The organism is Pseudomonas sp. QD4, assembly GCF_049199125.1.
GTDB lineage: Bacteria > Pseudomonadota > Gammaproteobacteria > Pseudomonadales > Pseudomonadaceae > Aquipseudomonas.
Genome location: NZ_JBLZOM010000002.1, coordinates 1,355,808 through 1,373,032, shown reverse-complemented (window position 1 = coordinate 1,373,032; position 17,225 = coordinate 1,355,808). Strand labels below are relative to the sequence as shown.

7 protein-coding genes and 3 rRNA genes (1 of these 10 only partly in view) are annotated in these 17,225 nt (G+C 62.6%); 6 read left to right on the top strand and 4 right to left on the bottom strand.

The annotated features are described in order from the left end of the window. From ACOZJV_RS17285 to recD, 6 genes are all read left to right on the top strand, one after another. Positions 1 to 44, top strand: a 16S ribosomal RNA gene (locus ACOZJV_RS17285); it begins 1,543 nt to the left of the window's first position. Positions 45 to 191: 147 nt separating this feature from the next. Further along, a 23S ribosomal RNA gene (locus ACOZJV_RS17280) occupies positions 192 to 3,083 on the top strand. Between the two features lie 154 nt (positions 3,084 to 3,237). Further along, positions 3,238 to 3,353: ribosomal RNA gene (gene rrf / locus ACOZJV_RS17275) — 5S ribosomal RNA — on the top strand. Together the 16S, 23S and 5S rRNA genes form the textbook arrangement of a ribosomal RNA operon. A 192-nt stretch (positions 3,354 to 3,545) precedes the next feature. Further along, positions 3,546 to 6,995 carry an exodeoxyribonuclease V subunit gamma gene (gene recC, locus ACOZJV_RS17270; protein WP_421548108.1) on the top strand — a complete coding sequence of 1,150 codons (3,450 nt, stop codon included), beginning with the start codon at positions 3,546 to 3,548 and terminating at the stop codon, positions 6,993 to 6,995. Next, a complete protein-coding gene (gene recB, locus ACOZJV_RS17265) occupies positions 6,992 to 10,681 on the top strand; it encodes an exodeoxyribonuclease V subunit beta (protein ID WP_421548107.1) in 3,690 nt (1,229 codons plus the stop codon). The genes recC and recB overlap by 4 nt, the downstream gene beginning before the upstream one ends. Further along, positions 10,678 to 12,750 carry an exodeoxyribonuclease V subunit alpha gene (gene recD, locus ACOZJV_RS17260; RefSeq protein ID WP_421548106.1) on the top strand — a complete coding sequence of 691 codons (2,073 nt, stop codon included), beginning with the start codon at positions 10,678 to 10,680 and terminating at the stop codon, positions 12,748 to 12,750. The genes recB and recD overlap by 4 nt, the downstream gene beginning before the upstream one ends. Before the next feature lie 24 nt (positions 12,751 to 12,774). Here the strand turns inward: recD and ACOZJV_RS17255 are convergent, their stop codons facing one another. The 4 genes from ACOZJV_RS17255 to ACOZJV_RS17240 all read right to left on the bottom strand — a co-directional run bounded on the left by ACOZJV_RS17255 (position 12,775) and on the right by ACOZJV_RS17240 (position 17,156). Continuing rightward, complete coding sequence (locus ACOZJV_RS17255) at positions 12,775 to 14,316, bottom strand: amino acid ABC transporter permease/ATP-binding protein (RefSeq protein ID WP_421548105.1); 1,542 nt, start codon at positions 14,314 to 14,316, stop codon at positions 12,775 to 12,777. 94 nt (positions 14,317 to 14,410) lie between these two features. After that, positions 14,411 to 15,208, bottom strand: a complete 798-nt coding sequence (locus ACOZJV_RS17250; RefSeq protein WP_078474065.1) for an ABC transporter substrate-binding protein — start codon at positions 15,206 to 15,208, stop codon at positions 14,411 to 14,413. Between the two features lie 31 nt (positions 15,209 to 15,239). Next, on the bottom strand, positions 15,240 to 16,292 hold the full coding sequence (locus ACOZJV_RS17245; protein WP_421548104.1) for an isopenicillin N synthase family dioxygenase: 1,053 nt from the start codon (positions 16,290 to 16,292) through the stop codon (positions 15,240 to 15,242). 12 nt (positions 16,293 to 16,304) lie between these two features. Beyond that, the gene (locus ACOZJV_RS17240; protein WP_078474063.1) at positions 16,305 to 17,156 is read right to left on the bottom strand and encodes a sugar phosphate isomerase/epimerase family protein; all 852 of its coding nucleotides are present in this window, start codon (positions 17,154 to 17,156) and stop codon (positions 16,305 to 16,307) included. Between the last annotated feature and the right edge of the window lie 69 nt (positions 17,157 to 17,225).

Below are 17,225 nucleotides of genomic sequence, written 5' to 3'. Positions count from 1 at the left end.
AAGTGATGGTGAATGTTGATTTCTAGTCTTTGACTAGATCGTTCTTTAAAAATTTGGGTATGTGATAGAAAGATAGACTGAACGTTACTTTCACTGGTAACGGATCAGGCTAAGGTAAAATTTGTGAGTTTAATCGCGAATTTTCGGCGAATGTCGTCTTCACAGTATAACCAGATTGCTTGGGGTTATATGGTCAAGTGAAGAAGCGCATACGGTGGATGCCTTGGCAGTCAGAGGCGATGAAAGACGTGGTAGCCTGCGAAAAGCTTCGGGGAGTCGGCAAACAGACTTTGATCCGGAGATGTCTGAATGGGGGAACCCACCTAACATAAGTTAGGTATCTTGTACTGAATACATAGGTGCAAGAAGCGAACCAGGGGAACTGAAACATCTAAGTACCCTGAGGAAAAGAAATCAACCGAGATTCCCTTAGTAGTGGCGAGCGAACGGGGACTAGCCCTTAAGTGGCTTTGAGATTAGCGGAACGCTCTGGAAAGTGCGGCCATAGTGGGTGATAGCCCTGTACGCGAAAATCTCTTAGTCATGAAATCGAGTAGGACGGAGCACGAGAAACTTTGTCTGAATATGGGGGGACCATCCTCCAAGGCTAAATACTACTGACTGACCGATAGTGAACTAGTACCGTGAGGGAAAGGCGAAAAGAACCCCGGAGAGGGGAGTGAAATAGATCCTGAAACCGTATGCGTACAAGCAGTGGGAGCAGACTTTGTTCTGTGACTGCGTACCTTTTGTATAATGGGTCAGCGACTTATTTTCAGTGGCGAGCTTAACCGAATAGGGGAGGCGTAGCGAAAGCGAGTCTTAATAGGGCGTCTAGTCGCTGGGAATAGACCCGAAACCGGGCGATCTATCCATGGGCAGGTTGAAGGTTGGGTAACACTAACTGGAGGACCGAACCGACTACCGTTGAAAAGTTAGCGGATGACCTGTGGATCGGAGTGAAAGGCTAATCAAGCTCGGAGATAGCTGGTTCTCCTCGAAAGCTATTTAGGTAGCGCCTCATGTATCACTGTAGGGGGTAGAGCACTGTTTCGGCTAGGGGGTCATCCCGACTTACCAAACCGATGCAAACTCCGAATACCTACAAGTGCCGAGCATGGGAGACACACGGCGGGTGCTAACGTCCGTCGTGAAAAGGGAAACAACCCAGACCGTCAGCTAAGGTCCCAAAGTTATGGTTAAGTGGGAAACGATGTGGGAAGGCTTAGACAGCTAGGAGGTTGGCTTAGAAGCAGCCACCCTTTAAAGAAAGCGTAATAGCTCACTAGTCGAGTCGGCCTGCGCGGAAGATGTAACGGGGCTCAAACCATACACCGAAGCTACGGGTATCACGTAAGTGATGCGGTAGAGGAGCGTTCTGTAAGCCTGTGAAGGTGAGTTGAGAAGCTTGCTGGAGGTATCAGAAGTGCGAATGCTGACATGAGTAACGACAATGGGTGTGAAAAACACCCACGCCGAAAGACCAAGGTTTCCTGCGCAACGTTAATCGACGCAGGGTTAGTCGGTCCCTAAGGCGAGGCTGAAAAGCGTAGTCGATGGAAAACAGGTTAATATTCCTGTACTTCTAGTTATTGCGATGGAGGGACGGAGAAGGCTAGGCCAGCTTGGCGTTGGTTGTCCAAGTTTAAGGTGGTAGGCTGGAATCTTAGGTAAATCCGGGATTCTAAGGCCGAGAGCTGATGACGAGTTACCTTTTAGGTGACGAAGTGGTTGATGCCATGCTTCCAAGAAAAGCTTCTAAGCTTCAGATAACTAGGAACCGTACCCCAAACCGACACAGGTGGTTGGGTAGAGAATACCAAGGCGCTTGAGAGAACTCGGGTGAAGGAACTAGGCAAAATGGCACCGTAACTTCGGGAGAAGGTGCGCCGGTGAGGGTGAAGGACTTGCTCCGTAAGCTCATGCCGGTCGAAGATACCAGGCCGCTGCGACTGTTTATTAAAAACACAGCACTCTGCAAACACGAAAGTGGACGTATAGGGTGTGACGCCTGCCCGGTGCCGGAAGGTTAATTGATGGGGTTAGCTAACGCGAAGCTCTTGATCGAAGCCCCGGTAAACGGCGGCCGTAACTATAACGGTCCTAAGGTAGCGAAATTCCTTGTCGGGTAAGTTCCGACCTGCACGAATGGCGTAACGATGGCGGCGCTGTCTCCACCCGAGACTCAGTGAAATTGAAATCGCTGTGAAGATGCAGTGTATCCGCGGCTAGACGGAAAGACCCCGTGAACCTTTACTATAGCTTTGCACTGGACTTTGAATTTGCTTGTGTAGGATAGGTGGGAGGCTTTGAAGCGTGGACGCCAGTCTGCGTGGAGCCAACCTTGAAATACCACCCTGGCAACTTTGAGGTTCTAACTCAGGTCCGTTATCCGGATCGAGGACAGTGTATGGTGGGTAGTTTGACTGGGGCGGTCTCCTCCTAAAGAGTAACGGAGGAGTACGAAGGTGCGCTCAGACCGGTCGGAAATCGGTCGTAGAGTATAAAGGCAAAAGCGCGCTTGACTGCGAGACAGACACGTCGAGCAGGTACGAAAGTAGGTCTTAGTGATCCGGTGGTTCTGTATGGAAGGGCCATCGCTCAACGGATAAAAGGTACTCCGGGGATAACAGGCTGATACCGCCCAAGAGTTCATATCGACGGCGGTGTTTGGCACCTCGATGTCGGCTCATCACATCCTGGGGCTGAAGCCGGTCCCAAGGGTATGGCTGTTCGCCATTTAAAGTGGTACGCGAGCTGGGTTTAGAACGTCGTGAGACAGTTCGGTCCCTATCTGCCGTGGACGTTTGAGATTTGAGAGGGGCTGCTCCTAGTACGAGAGGACCGGAGTGGACGAACCTCTGGTGTTCCGGTTGTCACGCCAGTGGCATTGCCGGGTAGCTATGTTCGGAAAAGATAACCGCTGAAAGCATCTAAGCGGGAAACTTGCCTCAAGATGAGATCTCACTGGAACCTTGAGTTCCCTGAAGGGCCGTCGAAGACTACGACGTTGATAGGTTGGGTGTGTAAGCGCTGTGAGGCGTTGAGCTAACCAATACTAATTGCCCGTGAGGCTTGACCATATAACACCCAAGCAATCTCGTAACTTCGTAAGAAGAACCTGATTGCGGTGTGTGAAGACGAAACGAACCGAAAGTTCGAGAGAAACACACAAATCTATTACATACCCAATTTGCTGAAGCGAGACCATCTGGTCACGACTCAGTACCCGAATTTCTTGACGACCATAGAGCATTGGAACCACCTGATCCCATCCCGAACTCAGCAGTGAAACGATGCATCGCCGATGGTAGTGTGGGGTTTCCCCATGTGAGAGTAGGTCATCGTCAAGATTAAATTCCAGAACCCCTGATTGCTAACGCAATCAGGGGTTTTGTTTTTGCGCGCAGGAAAGTGCTGGCTGTGCGGGGGCGACCTTACAGGCATCTCGTTCGACTCGCGCTTGCCGCTATCCACTTGAAGCTTACTGCTGCTCTCACTGCTAAAGTCCCACCCTCGCTTGTGCATTTTCCAAGGAAGCCTCTATGCCGGACGCTACGTCCCTCAACGCTGGTTTTATGGTGGTCCAGAGCAACAGCCTGGATGAGCTGCGCAGCTTGGTGATCAGCGTCATGCGGCGTTACCCCCTGGCGCCCCTGGAAAATGAAATCGCCCTGGTGCAGAGCAACGGCATCGCCCAATGGTTGAAGCTGGCCCTGGCGGAAGACCCACAGGACGACGACCTGGGAGGCTGCGGTATTGCCGCCGCCATCGATGTGCAACTGCCGGGCAGTTTTATGTGGCAGTTGTATCGCATGGTGCTGGGACGGGATGAAATCCCGCCCAAGTCCCTGCTGGATAAAGCCCCGCTGACCTGGCGCCTGATGCGCCTGCTGCCCGAACTGATCGATCAGCCGCACTTCGAGCCCCTGCAACGCTTCCTGACCCACGACACCGACCTGCGTAAGCGCTACCAACTGGCGGAGCGCCTGGCGGATCTGTTTGACCAATACCAGGTGTACCGCGCCGACTGGCTGGAAGATTGGGCCGCAGGCCGGCATCAATTGCGTAATGGTCGAGGCGAGGCCAAGCCGCTGACCCCTGCCAACTGCTGGCAGGCCGAGTTGTGGCGAGCCTTGCTGCTGGATGTCGGGGCCGAAGGCATGGCACAGAGTCGGGCCGGGGTTCACCAGCGCTTTATCGAGCGCATCAACCAGCTGGATGTCGCGCCCAAGGGCTTGCCGTCGCGGGTGATCGTGTTCGGGATTTCTTCGCTGCCGGCCCAGGCCCTGGAAGCCTTGGCGGGATTGGCGCGATTCAGCCAGGTGCTGCTTTGCGTGCACAACCCATGTCGTCACCATTGGGCCGACATCGTCGCCGATAAAGACCTGTTGCGGCATCAATACAAGCGCCAGGCGCGCAAGGCCGGCATGCCCGTTGCCCTCGACCCGCAAACCCTGCATCAGCATGCGCATCCGCTGCTGGCCGCCTGGGGCAAACAGGGCCGTGACTACATCAGCCTGCTCGACAGTTATGACGACCCCAGCAGCTACCGTGCGGCCTTTCGCGATGGGCGCATCGACCTGTTCAGCGAAAACCAGCCGCAGAACATGCTCAATCAATTGCAGGACGACATCCTCGAACTGCGCCCATTGAACGAGACCCGCGAACACTGGCCGGCGATCGATCTGACGCAGGATCAGTCGATCCGTTTTCACATTGCCCACAGCGCCCAGCGCGAGGTGGAAATCCTCCACGACCAGTTGCTCGCCCGCTTCAGTGCCGATCCCGACCTGCGCCCTCGTGATGTGATCGTGATGGTTCCGGACATCGACAGTTACGCCCCACATATCCGTGCGGTGTTCGGGCAGCTGGAACGCGATGACCGACGCTTTATCCCCTTCACCCTGACCGACCAGGGCCAGCGCGGGCGCGACCCGTTGCTGATCGCCGTGGAGCACTTGCTGAAGCTGCCGGACAGCCGCTTCCCGGTCAGTGAGATTCTCGACCTGCTCGATGTTCCGGCCTTGCGTGCGCGTTTTGGCGTGGATGAAGCCGACCTGCCGACCCTGCACCGCTGGATCGAAGGCGCCGGCATCCGCTGGGGCATGAGCGCCGAGCAGCGTGCACAGCTGGGGCTGCCCGAGGAGCTGGAGCAAAACAGTTGGCGTTTCGGCCTGCGCCGCATGTTATTGGGCTACGCCGTGGGCCGCTCCGCCGCTTGCGATGGTATTGAACCCTACGACGAAATCGGCGGCCTGGACGCGGCGCTGATCGGCCCACTGGTGGCGCTGCTCGACGCCTTGCAAGTGGCCTATGGGCAACTGACGGAGGCCGCGACGCCGCAGCAGTGGGGCGAGCGCCTGCAAGGGCTGATGCAGTTGTTTTTCCTGGCGGAGACCGAGCACGACGACTACCTGCTGAGCCAGCTGGAAGACCTGCGAGAAACCTGGCTCGAGACCTGCCAGTCGGTCGGCCTGGAAGACGAGCTACCCCTGACCGTGGTGCGCGAAGCCTGGTTGGCCGGGCTCGACCAGGGACGCCTGTCCCAGCGCTTTCTCGCCGGTGCGGTGAACTTCTGCACCCTGATGCCGATGCGTGCGATCCCTTTCAAGCTGGTGTGCCTGCTGGGCATGAACGATGGCGATTACCCGCGTGCCCAGCCGCCGCTGGATTTTGACCTGATGGGCAGCGACTACCGCCCCGGCGACCGTTCCCGCCGTGAAGACGACCGCTATCTGTTGCTCGAAGCCTTGCTCTCGGCGCGCAACCAGCTGTACGTCAGTTGGGTCGGGCGCAGCATTCGTGACAACAGCGAACGCCCGGCCTCGGTGCTGATCGGTCAGCTGCGCGACCACCTGGCCAGCGGCTGGTCCCTGGTCGATGAGGCGCCTCTGCTGGAAGGCATGACCCAGGAGCATCCGCTGCAACCTTTCAGCGCCCGCTATTTCCATGAGGGCGATGCGCTGTTCAGTTATGCCCGTGAGTGGCAACTGCTGCATCAGCAGCACGACCCGAAAACGGATTCGGAACAACTGGCGCCCTACGTCCAGGAAGAACCCCTGAGCCTGGGGCAGTTGCAGGACTTTTTGCGCAACCCGGTGCGGCACTTTTTCAGCCAGCGGCTCAAGGTGTTCTTCGAAGCCCTGGAAGCCCCGTTGGCCGATGAAGAGCCTTTCGTCCTCGACGCTCTGCAACGTTACAGCCTCAGCGACAGCCTGCTGGAAGCTGCCCTCGGTGATACCGAGCACCCCGAGCAGGCCTTGCAGGCCCAGGCACAACGGCTGCAAGCCAGTGGCCTGTTGCCCATGGCCGGTTTTGGCGAGTGCCTGCAGCGCGAGCTGATCGAGCCGCTGCCGGACCTGTTGCAGCGCTACCAGCAATTGCTCAGCCTGTGGCCGACCCCGGTGACCAGCGCCTTGCCGGTCTCCCTGGAGCTTAAGGGCGTGCGCCTGGAGGGTTGGCTCAGCGGCCTGCATCAGCGCGGCGACGGCGGCCTGTTGTCGGTAACCGCCATCCCTAACAGCATCGGCTCGATCAAGACCCGCAAGTGGCACCGACTGATTCGGGTGTGGGTCAATCACCTGGTGGCCTGTGCCAGCGGCTACCCGTTAAGCACCGCGTTGGTGGCCAGTGACGACAGCCTGCTGTTGCCGGCCCTGGAGCAGCAAGCGGCGCTCGACAGCCTCGGCGAATTGCTGTTGGCCTGGCAGGCCGGGATGCGCCAGCCATTGCCGGTGGCGGTGAAAACCGCGTTCGCCTGGCTGGGCCAGAGCGACCCGCTCAAGGCCGAAGGCGCCGCGCGCAAAGCCTATGAAGGCGATGGCCAGACCACCGATGGCGAGCGCCGCGAGAGCCCGGCCCTGGCCCGGCAATTCGCCGATTACAACGCCCTGGTCGCCGACGAAAGTTTCAGCGGCTGGGCCGAGACACTCTATCGCCCGCTGCTCACCGCGCCCTGGCGTTCAGCCCTCAGCACGGAGGCCGATGCATGACCCAGCAAGTCCCCCTGGCCCTGGCCTTCCCGCTGCGTGGCAGCCAACTGATCGAGGCCAGCGCCGGCACCGGCAAGACCTTCACCATCTCCGCGCTGTACCTGCGCCTGGTGCTGGGCCACGGTGGCGAGCCGGCCGGTTTTGGCCGGGAGTTGCTGCCGCCGCAAATCCTCGTGGTGACCTTCACCGACGCCGCGACCAAGGAGCTGCGTGAGCGCATCCGCACGCGCCTGGCCGAGGCCGCACGGTTCTTCCGTGACGAGATCGCTGCCAGCGATAGCCTGATTGCCGACCTGCGCGCGCAGTTCGCTCCCGAGCACTGGGCCGCCTGCGCCAACCGCCTGGACATTGCCGCGCAATGGATGGACGAGGCGGCGGTCTCGACCATCCACAGCTGGTGCCAGCGCATGTTGCGCGAGCACGCGTTCGACAGCGGCAGCCTGTTCACCCAGACCCTGGAAACCGACCACAGCGACCTGCTGGGCGAAGTGCTGCGCGATTACTGGCGGCTGTTCTGCTACCCGATGCAGGGCGATGCGCTGAATTGGGTACGGGCCAACTGGGGCGGGCCGGCGGCGCTGCTGCCGCGAGTGCGGGCATTGTTTGGCAGCGAGCGCCGGGAGCCGCAAACCCAATCCCCCAGCGAGCTGATCGAAGCCTGCCTGCAGGAGCGTCGCCAGGCGCTGGTCGAGCTCAAGGCGCCCTGGGTGCAGTGGGCCGCCGAGTTGCGCGAGATCTGCCTGCAAGGCGTGGCCAGCAAGAGCGTCGATGGGCGCAAGATGCAGGCCCGGTACTTCGAGCCCTGGTTCGAAAAGATCAGCGCCTGGGCCCAGGATGAAAGTGCCGAGCAGTTGGACATCGGCACCGGCTTCAGCCGCCTGACCGCCGACGGCATGAGCGAGGCCTGGAAGGGCGAGGCTCCGCGCCACCCCGGGCTGGACGCCATGCCCCAGCTCAAGGCCAGCCTGGATGCTTTGCCCAGCCCGGATGCGGCGGTGCTGCAGCACGCGGCACAGTGGGTCGGAACGCGATTCGAGGAAGAGAAACGGCGGCGGGCCGAGATGGGCTTCGACGACATGCTGCTGCGCCTGGACGCGGCCTTGCAGGCAGACGGCGGCGAGCGCCTGGCAACCCTGATCCGCGAGCAATTTCCCGTAGCGCTGATCGATGAGTTCCAGGACACCGACCCGGTGCAGTACCGGATCTTCGAAAGCATCTACCGCATCGAGGACAACAATCCGGACACCGGCCTGTTCCTGATTGGCGACCCGAAGCAGGCGATCTACGCCTTTCGCGGCGCCGACATCTACACCTACCTGCGCGCACGCCAGGCCACCAGTGGCCGCCTGCACACCCTGGGTACCAACTTCCGCTCCAGCCACGCCATGGTCAGTGCGGTCAATCATGTGTTTCAGCGTGCCGAAGTGCGGGAGCAGGGCCATGGCGCCTTTCTCTTTCGCGAGCCGGATGGCGACAACCCGGTGCCCTTTCTGCCGGTGGAGTCCCAGGGGCGCAAGGAACAGTTGCTGATCGACGGCCAGGCCGTTGCGGCGATGAATCTCTGGCACTTGTCGGCCGAACAGCCGTTGTCCGGGGTGGTGTATCGACAGCAATTGGCGGGTGCCTGCGCCAGCCAGATTGTCGAGTTGCTCAATGGCGGCCAGCAGGGCCGTAGCGGCTTTGCCCGGGACGGCCAGGCGCTGCGGGGCCTGCTGCCAGCGGATATCGCAATCCTGGTGCGCGACGGTAAAGAGGCCCAGGCCGTGCGCGCTGAATTGGCGGCCCGTGGCGTGCGTAGCGTGTACCTGTCGGACAAGGACTCGGTGTTCGCCGCCCAGGAAGCCCGTGACCTGCTGACCTGGCTCAAGGCCTGTGCCGAGCCGGACGTTGAACGCCCGCTGCGTGCGGCCCTGGCGTCGCTGACCCTGAACCTGCCCCTGGCGGAGCTGGAGCGGCTGAACCAGGACGAACTGGCCTGGGAAGCCCGGGTCATGCAGTTCCGTGGTTATCGGGCGATCTGGCGCACTCAGGGCGTGTTGCCGATGTTGCGCCGCCTGTTGCATGACTTTCAGCTGCCCCAGGCCCTGATCGCCCGCAGCGATGGCGAGCGGGTGCTGACCAACCTGCTGCACCTGTCTGAACTGTTGCAGCAAGCGGCGGCGGAGCTGGATGGTGAACAGGCGTTGATCCGTCACCTGGCCGAGCATCTGGCGTTGTCCGGGCAGGCCGGTGAAGAGCAGATCCTGCGCCTGGAAAGCGACGAGCAACTGGTCAAGGTGGTGACCATCCACAAGTCCAAGGGGCTGGAATACCCACTGGTGTTCCTGCCGTTTATCTGTTCGGCCAAACCGGTGGATGGCAGCCGCCTGCCGCTGCATTACCACGACGCCGCGGGCAAGGCCCAGGTGACGTTGCGCCCGACTCCCGAGCTGATTGCCCGCGCTGACGAGGAGCGTCTGGCTGAAGATCTGCGCCTGCTGTACGTGGCCCTGACCCGGGCGCAACACGCCTGCTGGCTGGGCGTCACCGACCTCAAGCGCGGCAGCAATAACAGCTCGGTGCTGCACCTCTCGGCCCTCGGCTATCTGCTGGGGGGCGGTGCGGTATTGAATGAGTCCGCTGGCCTGAACCGCTGGCTGGACGATCTGCAGGAGGGCTGCGAGGCGCTCGGTGTCGAGCCCATGCCCGAGGCCTGGGACAACCGCTTTACCCCGCCGCGCAACGACGCCAGCCTGCTGGCGGTACTGCTGCCGAACCGACGTGCTGCGGAGAACTGGTGGATCGCTTCCTACAGTGCTCTGCGCATCAGCGACAGCCTGGGCGCTGGCACCGAGGCACCGGAAAACCCGCAGGCGCAAAAGCTGTTCGACGATGAACGACTCGACCCCGATGCGCCCCGTGAGGTCGCGGCCAGCGGCGGTGATATCCATCGTTTCCCGCGGGGGCCGAACCCGGGGACCTTTCTCCATGGCTTGCTGGAGTGGGCCGGGGAAGACGGGTTCGCCGCCGACCCCGAGGCCATCGAGGATGCCATCGCCCGGCGTTGCAATCGGCGTGGCTGGGAAGGCTGGATCCCGACCCTGAGCGACTGGATGCAGCACCTGTTGCAGGCGCCTCTGGCTGTCGGCGCGGGGCAACCGCCGGTGGTGCTCAGTCAACTGACCGAGTACCGGGTGGAGATGGAGTTCTGGTTTGCCAGCCACAAGGTCGACGTGCTCAAGCTCGATGAACTGGTGCGCCAGCACACCCACCACGGCGTGCCTCGGGTCACGGCCGAACCGGTGTTGCTCAACGGCATGTTCAAGGGGTTTATCGACCTGACGTTCGAACATCAGGGCCGTTATTACGTGGCCGACTACAAATCCAACTGGCTCGGCGTGGACGACGCGGCCTATACCGAGCAGGCCATGGAACAATCGATTCTCGACAACCGCTATGACCTGCAATACGTGCTCTACCTGCTGGCCCTGCACCGCCAGTTGCAGGCCCGTCTCACCGATTACGATTACGACCGGCACATGGGCGGCGCGCTCTACCTGTTTTTGCGCGGCACCCGTTCGGCCAGCCAGGGGCTGGTGTTTGCCCGGCCGCCACGGGAGCTGATCGAACGCCTGGACCGCATGTTCCAGGGCAAGCCCGAACTGCCGAAGGCTGAGCCCGCCTGGGAACAGGGAGTACTGCTATGAACGATGACCTGCTGACGCCCCTGGCGCCCGCGCCGCAACCCGACCTGGCGCCGCTGGCCCGTGCCGGCGACCTGATGCTGTTGCTCGATCGGTGGCTGGAGCGCGGCTGGCTGCGTGCCCTGGACAAGGCGTTTGTCGGCTTTCTGCATGAGCTGGAACCCGACGGCGACCCGCTGGTGCTGATGGCGGCGGCGTTGACCAGCCATCAGTTGGGCCACGGCCATGTGTGCCTGGACCTGTTCGAAACCCTCAAGGAGCCTGACTTCGCCCTGTCCCTGCCCCCCGAAGGCGACCTGCAGGGCGGTGCGCTGCTGCCGTCCCACGTGCTGGCCAGCCTCGACGGCGCTCACTGGTGCAAGGCCCTGGCGGCCAGTCGCCTGGTGGCACTGGCGGCCGATGGTGCCGAGGAGGCTCGGCAGCGGCCGTTGGTGTTGTCGGGCAAGCGCCTGTACCTGCGTCGCTACTGGGCCTATGAGCGCCGTATCGACCTGGCCCTGCGCCAGCGCCTGGCGCTGCAGGAGCCGACGCCTGTGGACCTGGCCGAACGCTTGAACGGCCTGTTCGGTCCGGCCAAGGCGGCGGGGCCGATTGATTGGCAGAAGCTTGCCTGCGCCCTGGCCACCCGGGGGGCGTTCAGCATCATCACCGGCGGCCCGGGCACCGGCAAGACCACCACCGTGGTGCGCTTGCTGGCTTTGCTCCAGGCGCCGGCGGTGGAGGCCGGCAAGCCGCTGCGGATTCGCCTGGCCGCGCCCACCGGCAAGGCCGCTGCGCGCCTGACCGAGTCCATCAGCCTGCAGGTGCGTTCCCTGGCCGTGGCCGACAGTGTGCGCGAGAAAATCCCCAGTGAAGTGACCACCGTGCACCGCTTGCTGGGCAATCGTCCGGGCACCCGGCACTTCCGGCATCACGCCGGTAATCGCCTGCCACTGGACGTGCTGGTGGTGGATGAAGCCTCGATGATCGACCTGGAAATGATGGCCAACCTGCTCGATGCCTTGCCGATGCATGCGCGGCTGGTGCTGCTGGGTGACAAGGACCAACTGGCCTCGGTGGAAGCCGGAGCGGTGCTTGGCGACTTGTGCCGCGATGCGGAAGCCGGCTGGTACAGCCCGGCGACCCGTGACTGGTTGCAGGCCATCAGCGGCGAAAACCTCGCCGCCAGCGGCTTGCAGGAAGACCACGGGCAGACCCATCCTCTGGCCCAGCAGGTGGTGATGCTGCGTCATTCCCGGCGCTTCGGCGAAGGCAGCGGCATCGGCCAGCTGGCGCGCTGGGTCAACCAGCAGCAGGCCGATGAGGCGCGGCGCCTGCTGGCGGCCCGCAGCCACGCCGACCTCTATGCCCTGAGCCTCAAGGGCGAGCAGGACCGTGCCCTGGAGCGCCTGCTGCTCGAAGGCCATGGCGACGGCCCGCAAGGCTACCGGCATTACCTGAGTCTGCTGCGCAGCCAGCGACCGCCGGCCGGCACCGCCCTTGAGGATCCGCTCTGGACCCGCTGGGCGCGGGACGTGCTCAAGGCCTTCGACCAGTTTCAGTTGCTGTGTGCGGTGCGCAAGGGACCGTGGGGCGTCGAGGGTTTGAACCTGCGGGTGACCAGTGCCTTGTTCAAGGCGCGGCTGATCGACAGCGAGCAGCAATGGTACGAAGGCCGTCCGGTGCTCATGACCCGCAACGACTATGGCCTGGGCCTGATGAACGGCGACATTGGCATTGCCCTGAAACTGCCCGAGCACGAGGGGCCGGAGGCCGGGCGCCTGGTGCTGCGTGTGGCCTTTCCGCGTAACGATGGCCAGGGCGGGGTGCGCTTTGTGCTGCCGAGCCGGCTCAATGATGTGGAAACCGTGTACGCCATGACCGTGCACAAATCCCAGGGCTCGGAGTTCGCCCACACCGCGCTGATATTGCCGGACGCCCTGAACCCGGTGCTGACCAAGGAACTGATCTACACCGGCATCACCCGCGCCAAGGACTGGTTCAGCCTGATCGAGCCCCGCGCGGGGGTGTTTGAAGAGGCCGTGCGGCGCAAGGTCAAGCGCCTCAGCGGCCTGATGCTGGAGCTGGGCTAGGCCCCGGGCGAGCAACCCGCCTCGTTACCCGGCACGGGTGCGTGGCGCCTCGCCTGGCGCTTCCAGGCCCATGAAGCGCCGGACCCGCTCGCCTGCGGCCTCCTGGCGGATCGCGCTCGGACTGGCGTCGAGCTGGATATGGCCGTCCTCCATAAAAATCACCCGGTCGGAAATCGACAGCGCAAAGTCCATCTCGTGGGTGACGATCAGCATGGTCATACCTTCGCGGGCCAGGTCCTGGATCACATTCAACACGTCACCCACCAGCTCCGGGTCGAGGGCCGAGGTGGGCTCGTCAAACAGCATGATCGCCGGCTCCATGGCCAGGGCCCGGGCAATCGCGACTCGCTGCTGCTGGCCGCCGGACAACTGGTGCGGGTATTTGCGGGCGTGAGCCAGCAGGCCGACCTTGTCCAGCAGGGCGTAGGCCTGTTGCTCGCTCAGGCTCTGGCTGACGCCGTGGTAGCGCGGCGCCAGGGTGATGTTGTCGAGAATGCAGCGGTGCGGGAACAGGTTGAAGTTCTGGAACACCATGCCGATGTGGCGCACGCCGTCGCGCACCTGGGGGCTGTTGAGGTTGTCACCGGCGTTGATAAAGCTGTTGCCGAACAACACGATTTCACCCTGGTCGATGCGCTCCAGGCCGTTGACGGTACGGATCAATGAAGTCTTGCCGGAGCCGGAGGGGCCGATGATCGAGATCACCTGGCCGCTGGCGACCTGCAGGTCGATGCCCTTGAGCACCTGGTGGTCGCCGTAGCGCTTGTGGATGTTCTGCAACTGCAAGGCCGGGGGGCTGCCGGGACCGGGTTCCGCGCGCAGTTGGGTGGGTTGCTGCCGGGTGTGGGCCTTGAGCCGGGCGACGCTGGCCGCGTCCAGGGTCTGGGGCTTGCGCAGGTTCAGATCCAGGTGTTGCTCCAGGCGCTGCAGCAGCCAGCCGAACACGCTGACGATCAGCACGTAATACACCGCCACGGCGGCCAGGGTTTCCATCACCAGGAAGTTCTGCGCGTACAGGCGCTGGCCGACGGTCAGCAACTCGGTGAGGGAGATCACCGAGATCAGCGAGGTCAGCTTGACCACGGTGATGTACTCATTGATCAGGGTGGGCAGGGAGATGCGAAAGGCCTGGGGGATGACGATCAGCCGTTGCAGGCCCAGCAGGCCTATGCCCAGCGCGCGGCCGGCTTCCTTCTGCCCCTTGGCCACCGAGATCAGGCCGCCGCGATGGATCTCCGCCATGTACGCCGCTTCCGTCACCACCAGGGCGAACAGCCCGGAGTAGAAGGGGTTGGACAGCACCGCGCCGGTAACGGGAAACAGCTGCGGCAGGTTGTAGACGAAGACCACCAGCACCAGCAGCGGGATGCTGCGGAAAAACCAGATATAGACCGCCGCCGGGGCTCGGATCCAGGGCGTGCTCGAGAGTTTGGCCGAGGCCAGGAGAAAGCCCAGCAGCATGCCGATAAACCAGGCCAGGGCGCTGAGCTGGACCACGGTGACGCAGGCGTGCCAGAAGCTCGGCAGGGAAAACAGGGAGAAAAAATAGGACCAGTCGAATTGCATAACTACCTCAGCCGCTCGGATCGCAGGCTTCAAGACGGGCGCGGTGCCCTCGATCGCGGTTCAGTCCGGAGCGCATCCTTGCGCGCCGCGCCGGTTACTCGGTCACCGGCTCCAGGTTGTATTTGCTGAGGATCGCCGCGTAGTCGCCGTTCTTGCGGCTCTCGGCAAAGGCTTCCTGCAGTGCCTTGTAGGTGGCGTCGTTGCCCTTCTTGACGAAGATGCCCAGGGTTTGCTGGTAGATCGGGTGCGCGGTGGTGACCACCACCCGCCCATTGGTGCGCTCGGCGATCATCTTCGCCGCGCCGGCGATTTCCACCTGGGCCTGGATGTTTTTCGAGAGCAGGGCCTGGGTCACTTCAGGGGCCGAGGGGTACTCGCTGACGCTGATCGCGCCCTTGTTGTTGGGCACGCAGTAGTCGCTGGAGAGTTTCTGCAACTGGCCGACCCAGGTGGTGCCCTGTTCGAGCCCGACTTTCAGGCCGCACAGGTCTTCCGGGGTCTGCGGGTTCAGGCCACTGTCCTTGGGCGCCATGATCGCCGCGCCGGTCTTGGCGTAGGCGATGGTCAGGGCCTGAGTCTGGCGCTCGGGGGTGATGTACATGCCGGAGATGATGGCGTCATAGCGCCCGGCGTTGAGGCCGAGGATCAGGCTGGGAAACTTGGTATCCACGAACTCGGCCTTGGCCTTGAGGTGCTTGGCCAGGGCGTGGGCCAGTTCCGGGTCGGAGCCGATCACGTTCTTGTCGCTGTCATAGGACTCGAACGGCGGGTAGGTGATTTCCATGCCGATCTTCAGCTGGCCCGGGGTGGCGGTGCTGGCCAGGGCAGTGCCGGCGGCGAGCAGGCCGGCGGTGAGCAGGGTCAGGCGCACGAGGTTGTTTTTGTTGAGCATGGGGTGGCACTCCAGGGGTGGGCGAAGGCAATCAGGACGGTTGGGGCTGGTGTTTCAGGTGACCGAAACTCGATGGCTTGCGGGCTTTGTCCGGCAAGCGAATCTCGCCGTTTTCCACGCGCCGGCGCAGGTACTGGTAGGTCTGCAAGGCCTGGCCGTACATGTGCTCGCCAATGGCGATCTGTTCGTACTCGGCGTTGGCCTTGGCGAATTGCGGCAGCGGTTTGATCTGGGTATGGAAGTCGCAGGCATAGAACAGCGGGAAGGCATAGCGCTCCTCGCTGACGCTGCGCACGCGGTGGGCGGTCGCGACAAAGGTGCCGGCGGTCATGACTTCGAGCATGTCGCCGATGTTCACCACAAAGGCGTCGGCGATCGGCGGTGCGTCGATCCATTGGCCCTGGTCGTTCATCACCTCCAGCCCGGGTTTATCGGCCATGAGGATGGTGAAGCACTCGTAGTCCGTGTGGGCGCCAATGCCCGGGGCATCCTGGGCCGTGTCGTCGAACGGGTAATGGATCAGCCGCAGCTTGGATGGCGGGTGGGTGACCAGGGCGTCGAAGTAGTCCTCCGCCAGGCCCAGGGCCAGGGCGAAGCCGCCGAACAGTCGCCGGCCGAGGGCGAACACCGCAGCGTAATAGGCCTGGGCCGCGTCCTTGAAACCCGGCAGTGTCGGCCAGTCGTTGGGGCCCAGCAGCGGAGTGTTGGCCAGCACCAGCGGGTCGTCGGCCGGCACTTCGAAGCCGATGTCGAAGGCCTCCTTGTGGTCCGGTTTGCCCTTGGCGTACACCTCTTCGCCTTCGGGCACGAAGCCCTTGTGACTCTGGGAGGTGCCGATGTAGTGCTGCATCTTGGCCGTCAGCGGCTGGGCGAAGTAGTCCCTGGCGGCCTGGCGCAGATCGGCAATCAGTTGCGGCGCGATGCCGTGGTGGGTGATGTAGAGAAACCCCACCTCGCTGGCGGCCGCGCCCAGTTGCTCGGCGACCGCCAGGCGATGCTCCAGCTCGACACTGAACAGGCCGGCGATATCCACCACCGGGATGCTGCTGAAGTTGGCCTTGGCGTGATTGGTTTTATCGGGCATGGCGCAAGCCCCTCATGGCTGGGTTGAGTGATGGAAGCGGTCGAAATGCTGGCGCTCGGTACGGGCCATCCACTGGTTCAGCGACCACAGGTCGGCCACCGGGACATTGGTGAAGGGCAGGTGATGCAGGTAGCCGTCGGCGCCGAATTCCGGGGTCAGGGTGCTGACCGGGTAACCCCGGCTTTGCTGCGAACGCCAGATGGCCTCCCAGTGCTGCTGGTGGAACGCCAGTTCGCGGGCGTACTCCGGGGCGCCGGGGTGGGGGACCTGCGGGCCCTGGTCATAGCCGACCCGGGCCTGGATGTGGTGCACGCGCTCGACGAACGGGCTGAGGTCGTCATGGGGGTCGTCCAGCAAGCGCTCGCAGGTGACGATCCAGTGGCTGATGTCGCTGGTGAAGCGCAGGTCGGGCAGTTGCCGGATCAGGTCCAGGGTCAGCCAGGGGTTGAACAGCGAGCGCGAACGGTGGGTTTCAAAGCTGCAGAACTGGCCGTGCTTGCGCCCCAGTTCCAGGGCCTGGCCAAAGAACTCCACCTGTTGCGCCAGGCTCCAGCGGTCATTGCCCGCCAGCACGTTGACGAAACGCGGCCCCAGTTCGGCGGCCCAGGCCAGTTTGCGATCAAGGTCCTGCAAGTGTTCTGCGGGCGCCGCCGATTGCTTGGGCAGCACCTCGTAGGCGCTGAACACGGTGCTGATATAGGGCAGGTGATTGGCGCGCAGAAAGGCGCCGAATTCGGTGCGATCGCGGGTTTCCAGGGGCAAGCGCGCTTCCATGCCGTCGAAGCCGGCGGCCAGCAGCTCGTCCAGGGCCTGGGCCTTGCTCGCGGTATAACCCCAGAGTGTGCGGAATATTTCCAGTTTCATCGGCGAACCTCAAAGATGCCTCGGGCTACTCAAAGCACCACGGCGGCGGTTGGCCGGCGCAATGCTGTG

Bases quoted from the DNA above. Each gene is read 5' to 3' on its own strand.
- recC (WP_421548108.1), top strand. From the start codon at position 3,546: ATGCCGGACGCTACGTCCCTCAACGCTGGTTTTATGGTGGTCCAGAGC.
- recD (WP_421548106.1), top strand. From the start codon at position 10,678: ATGAACGATGACCTGCTGACGCCCCTGGCGCCCGCGCCGCAACCCGAC.
- ACOZJV_RS17245 (WP_421548104.1), bottom strand. From the start codon at position 16,292: ATGCCCGATAAAACCAATCACGCCAAGGCCAACTTCAGCAGCATCCCG.
- ACOZJV_RS17240 (WP_078474063.1), bottom strand. From the start codon at position 17,156: ATGAAACTGGAAATATTCCGCACACTCTGGGGTTATACCGCGAGCAAG.
- ACOZJV_RS17255 (WP_421548105.1), bottom strand. From the start codon at position 14,316: ATGCAATTCGACTGGTCCTATTTTTTCTCCCTGTTTTCCCTGCCGAGC.
- recB (WP_421548107.1), top strand. From the start codon at position 6,992: ATGACCCAGCAAGTCCCCCTGGCCCTGGCCTTCCCGCTGCGTGGCAGC.
- ACOZJV_RS17250 (WP_078474065.1), bottom strand. From the start codon at position 15,208: ATGCTCAACAAAAACAACCTCGTGCGCCTGACCCTGCTCACCGCCGGC.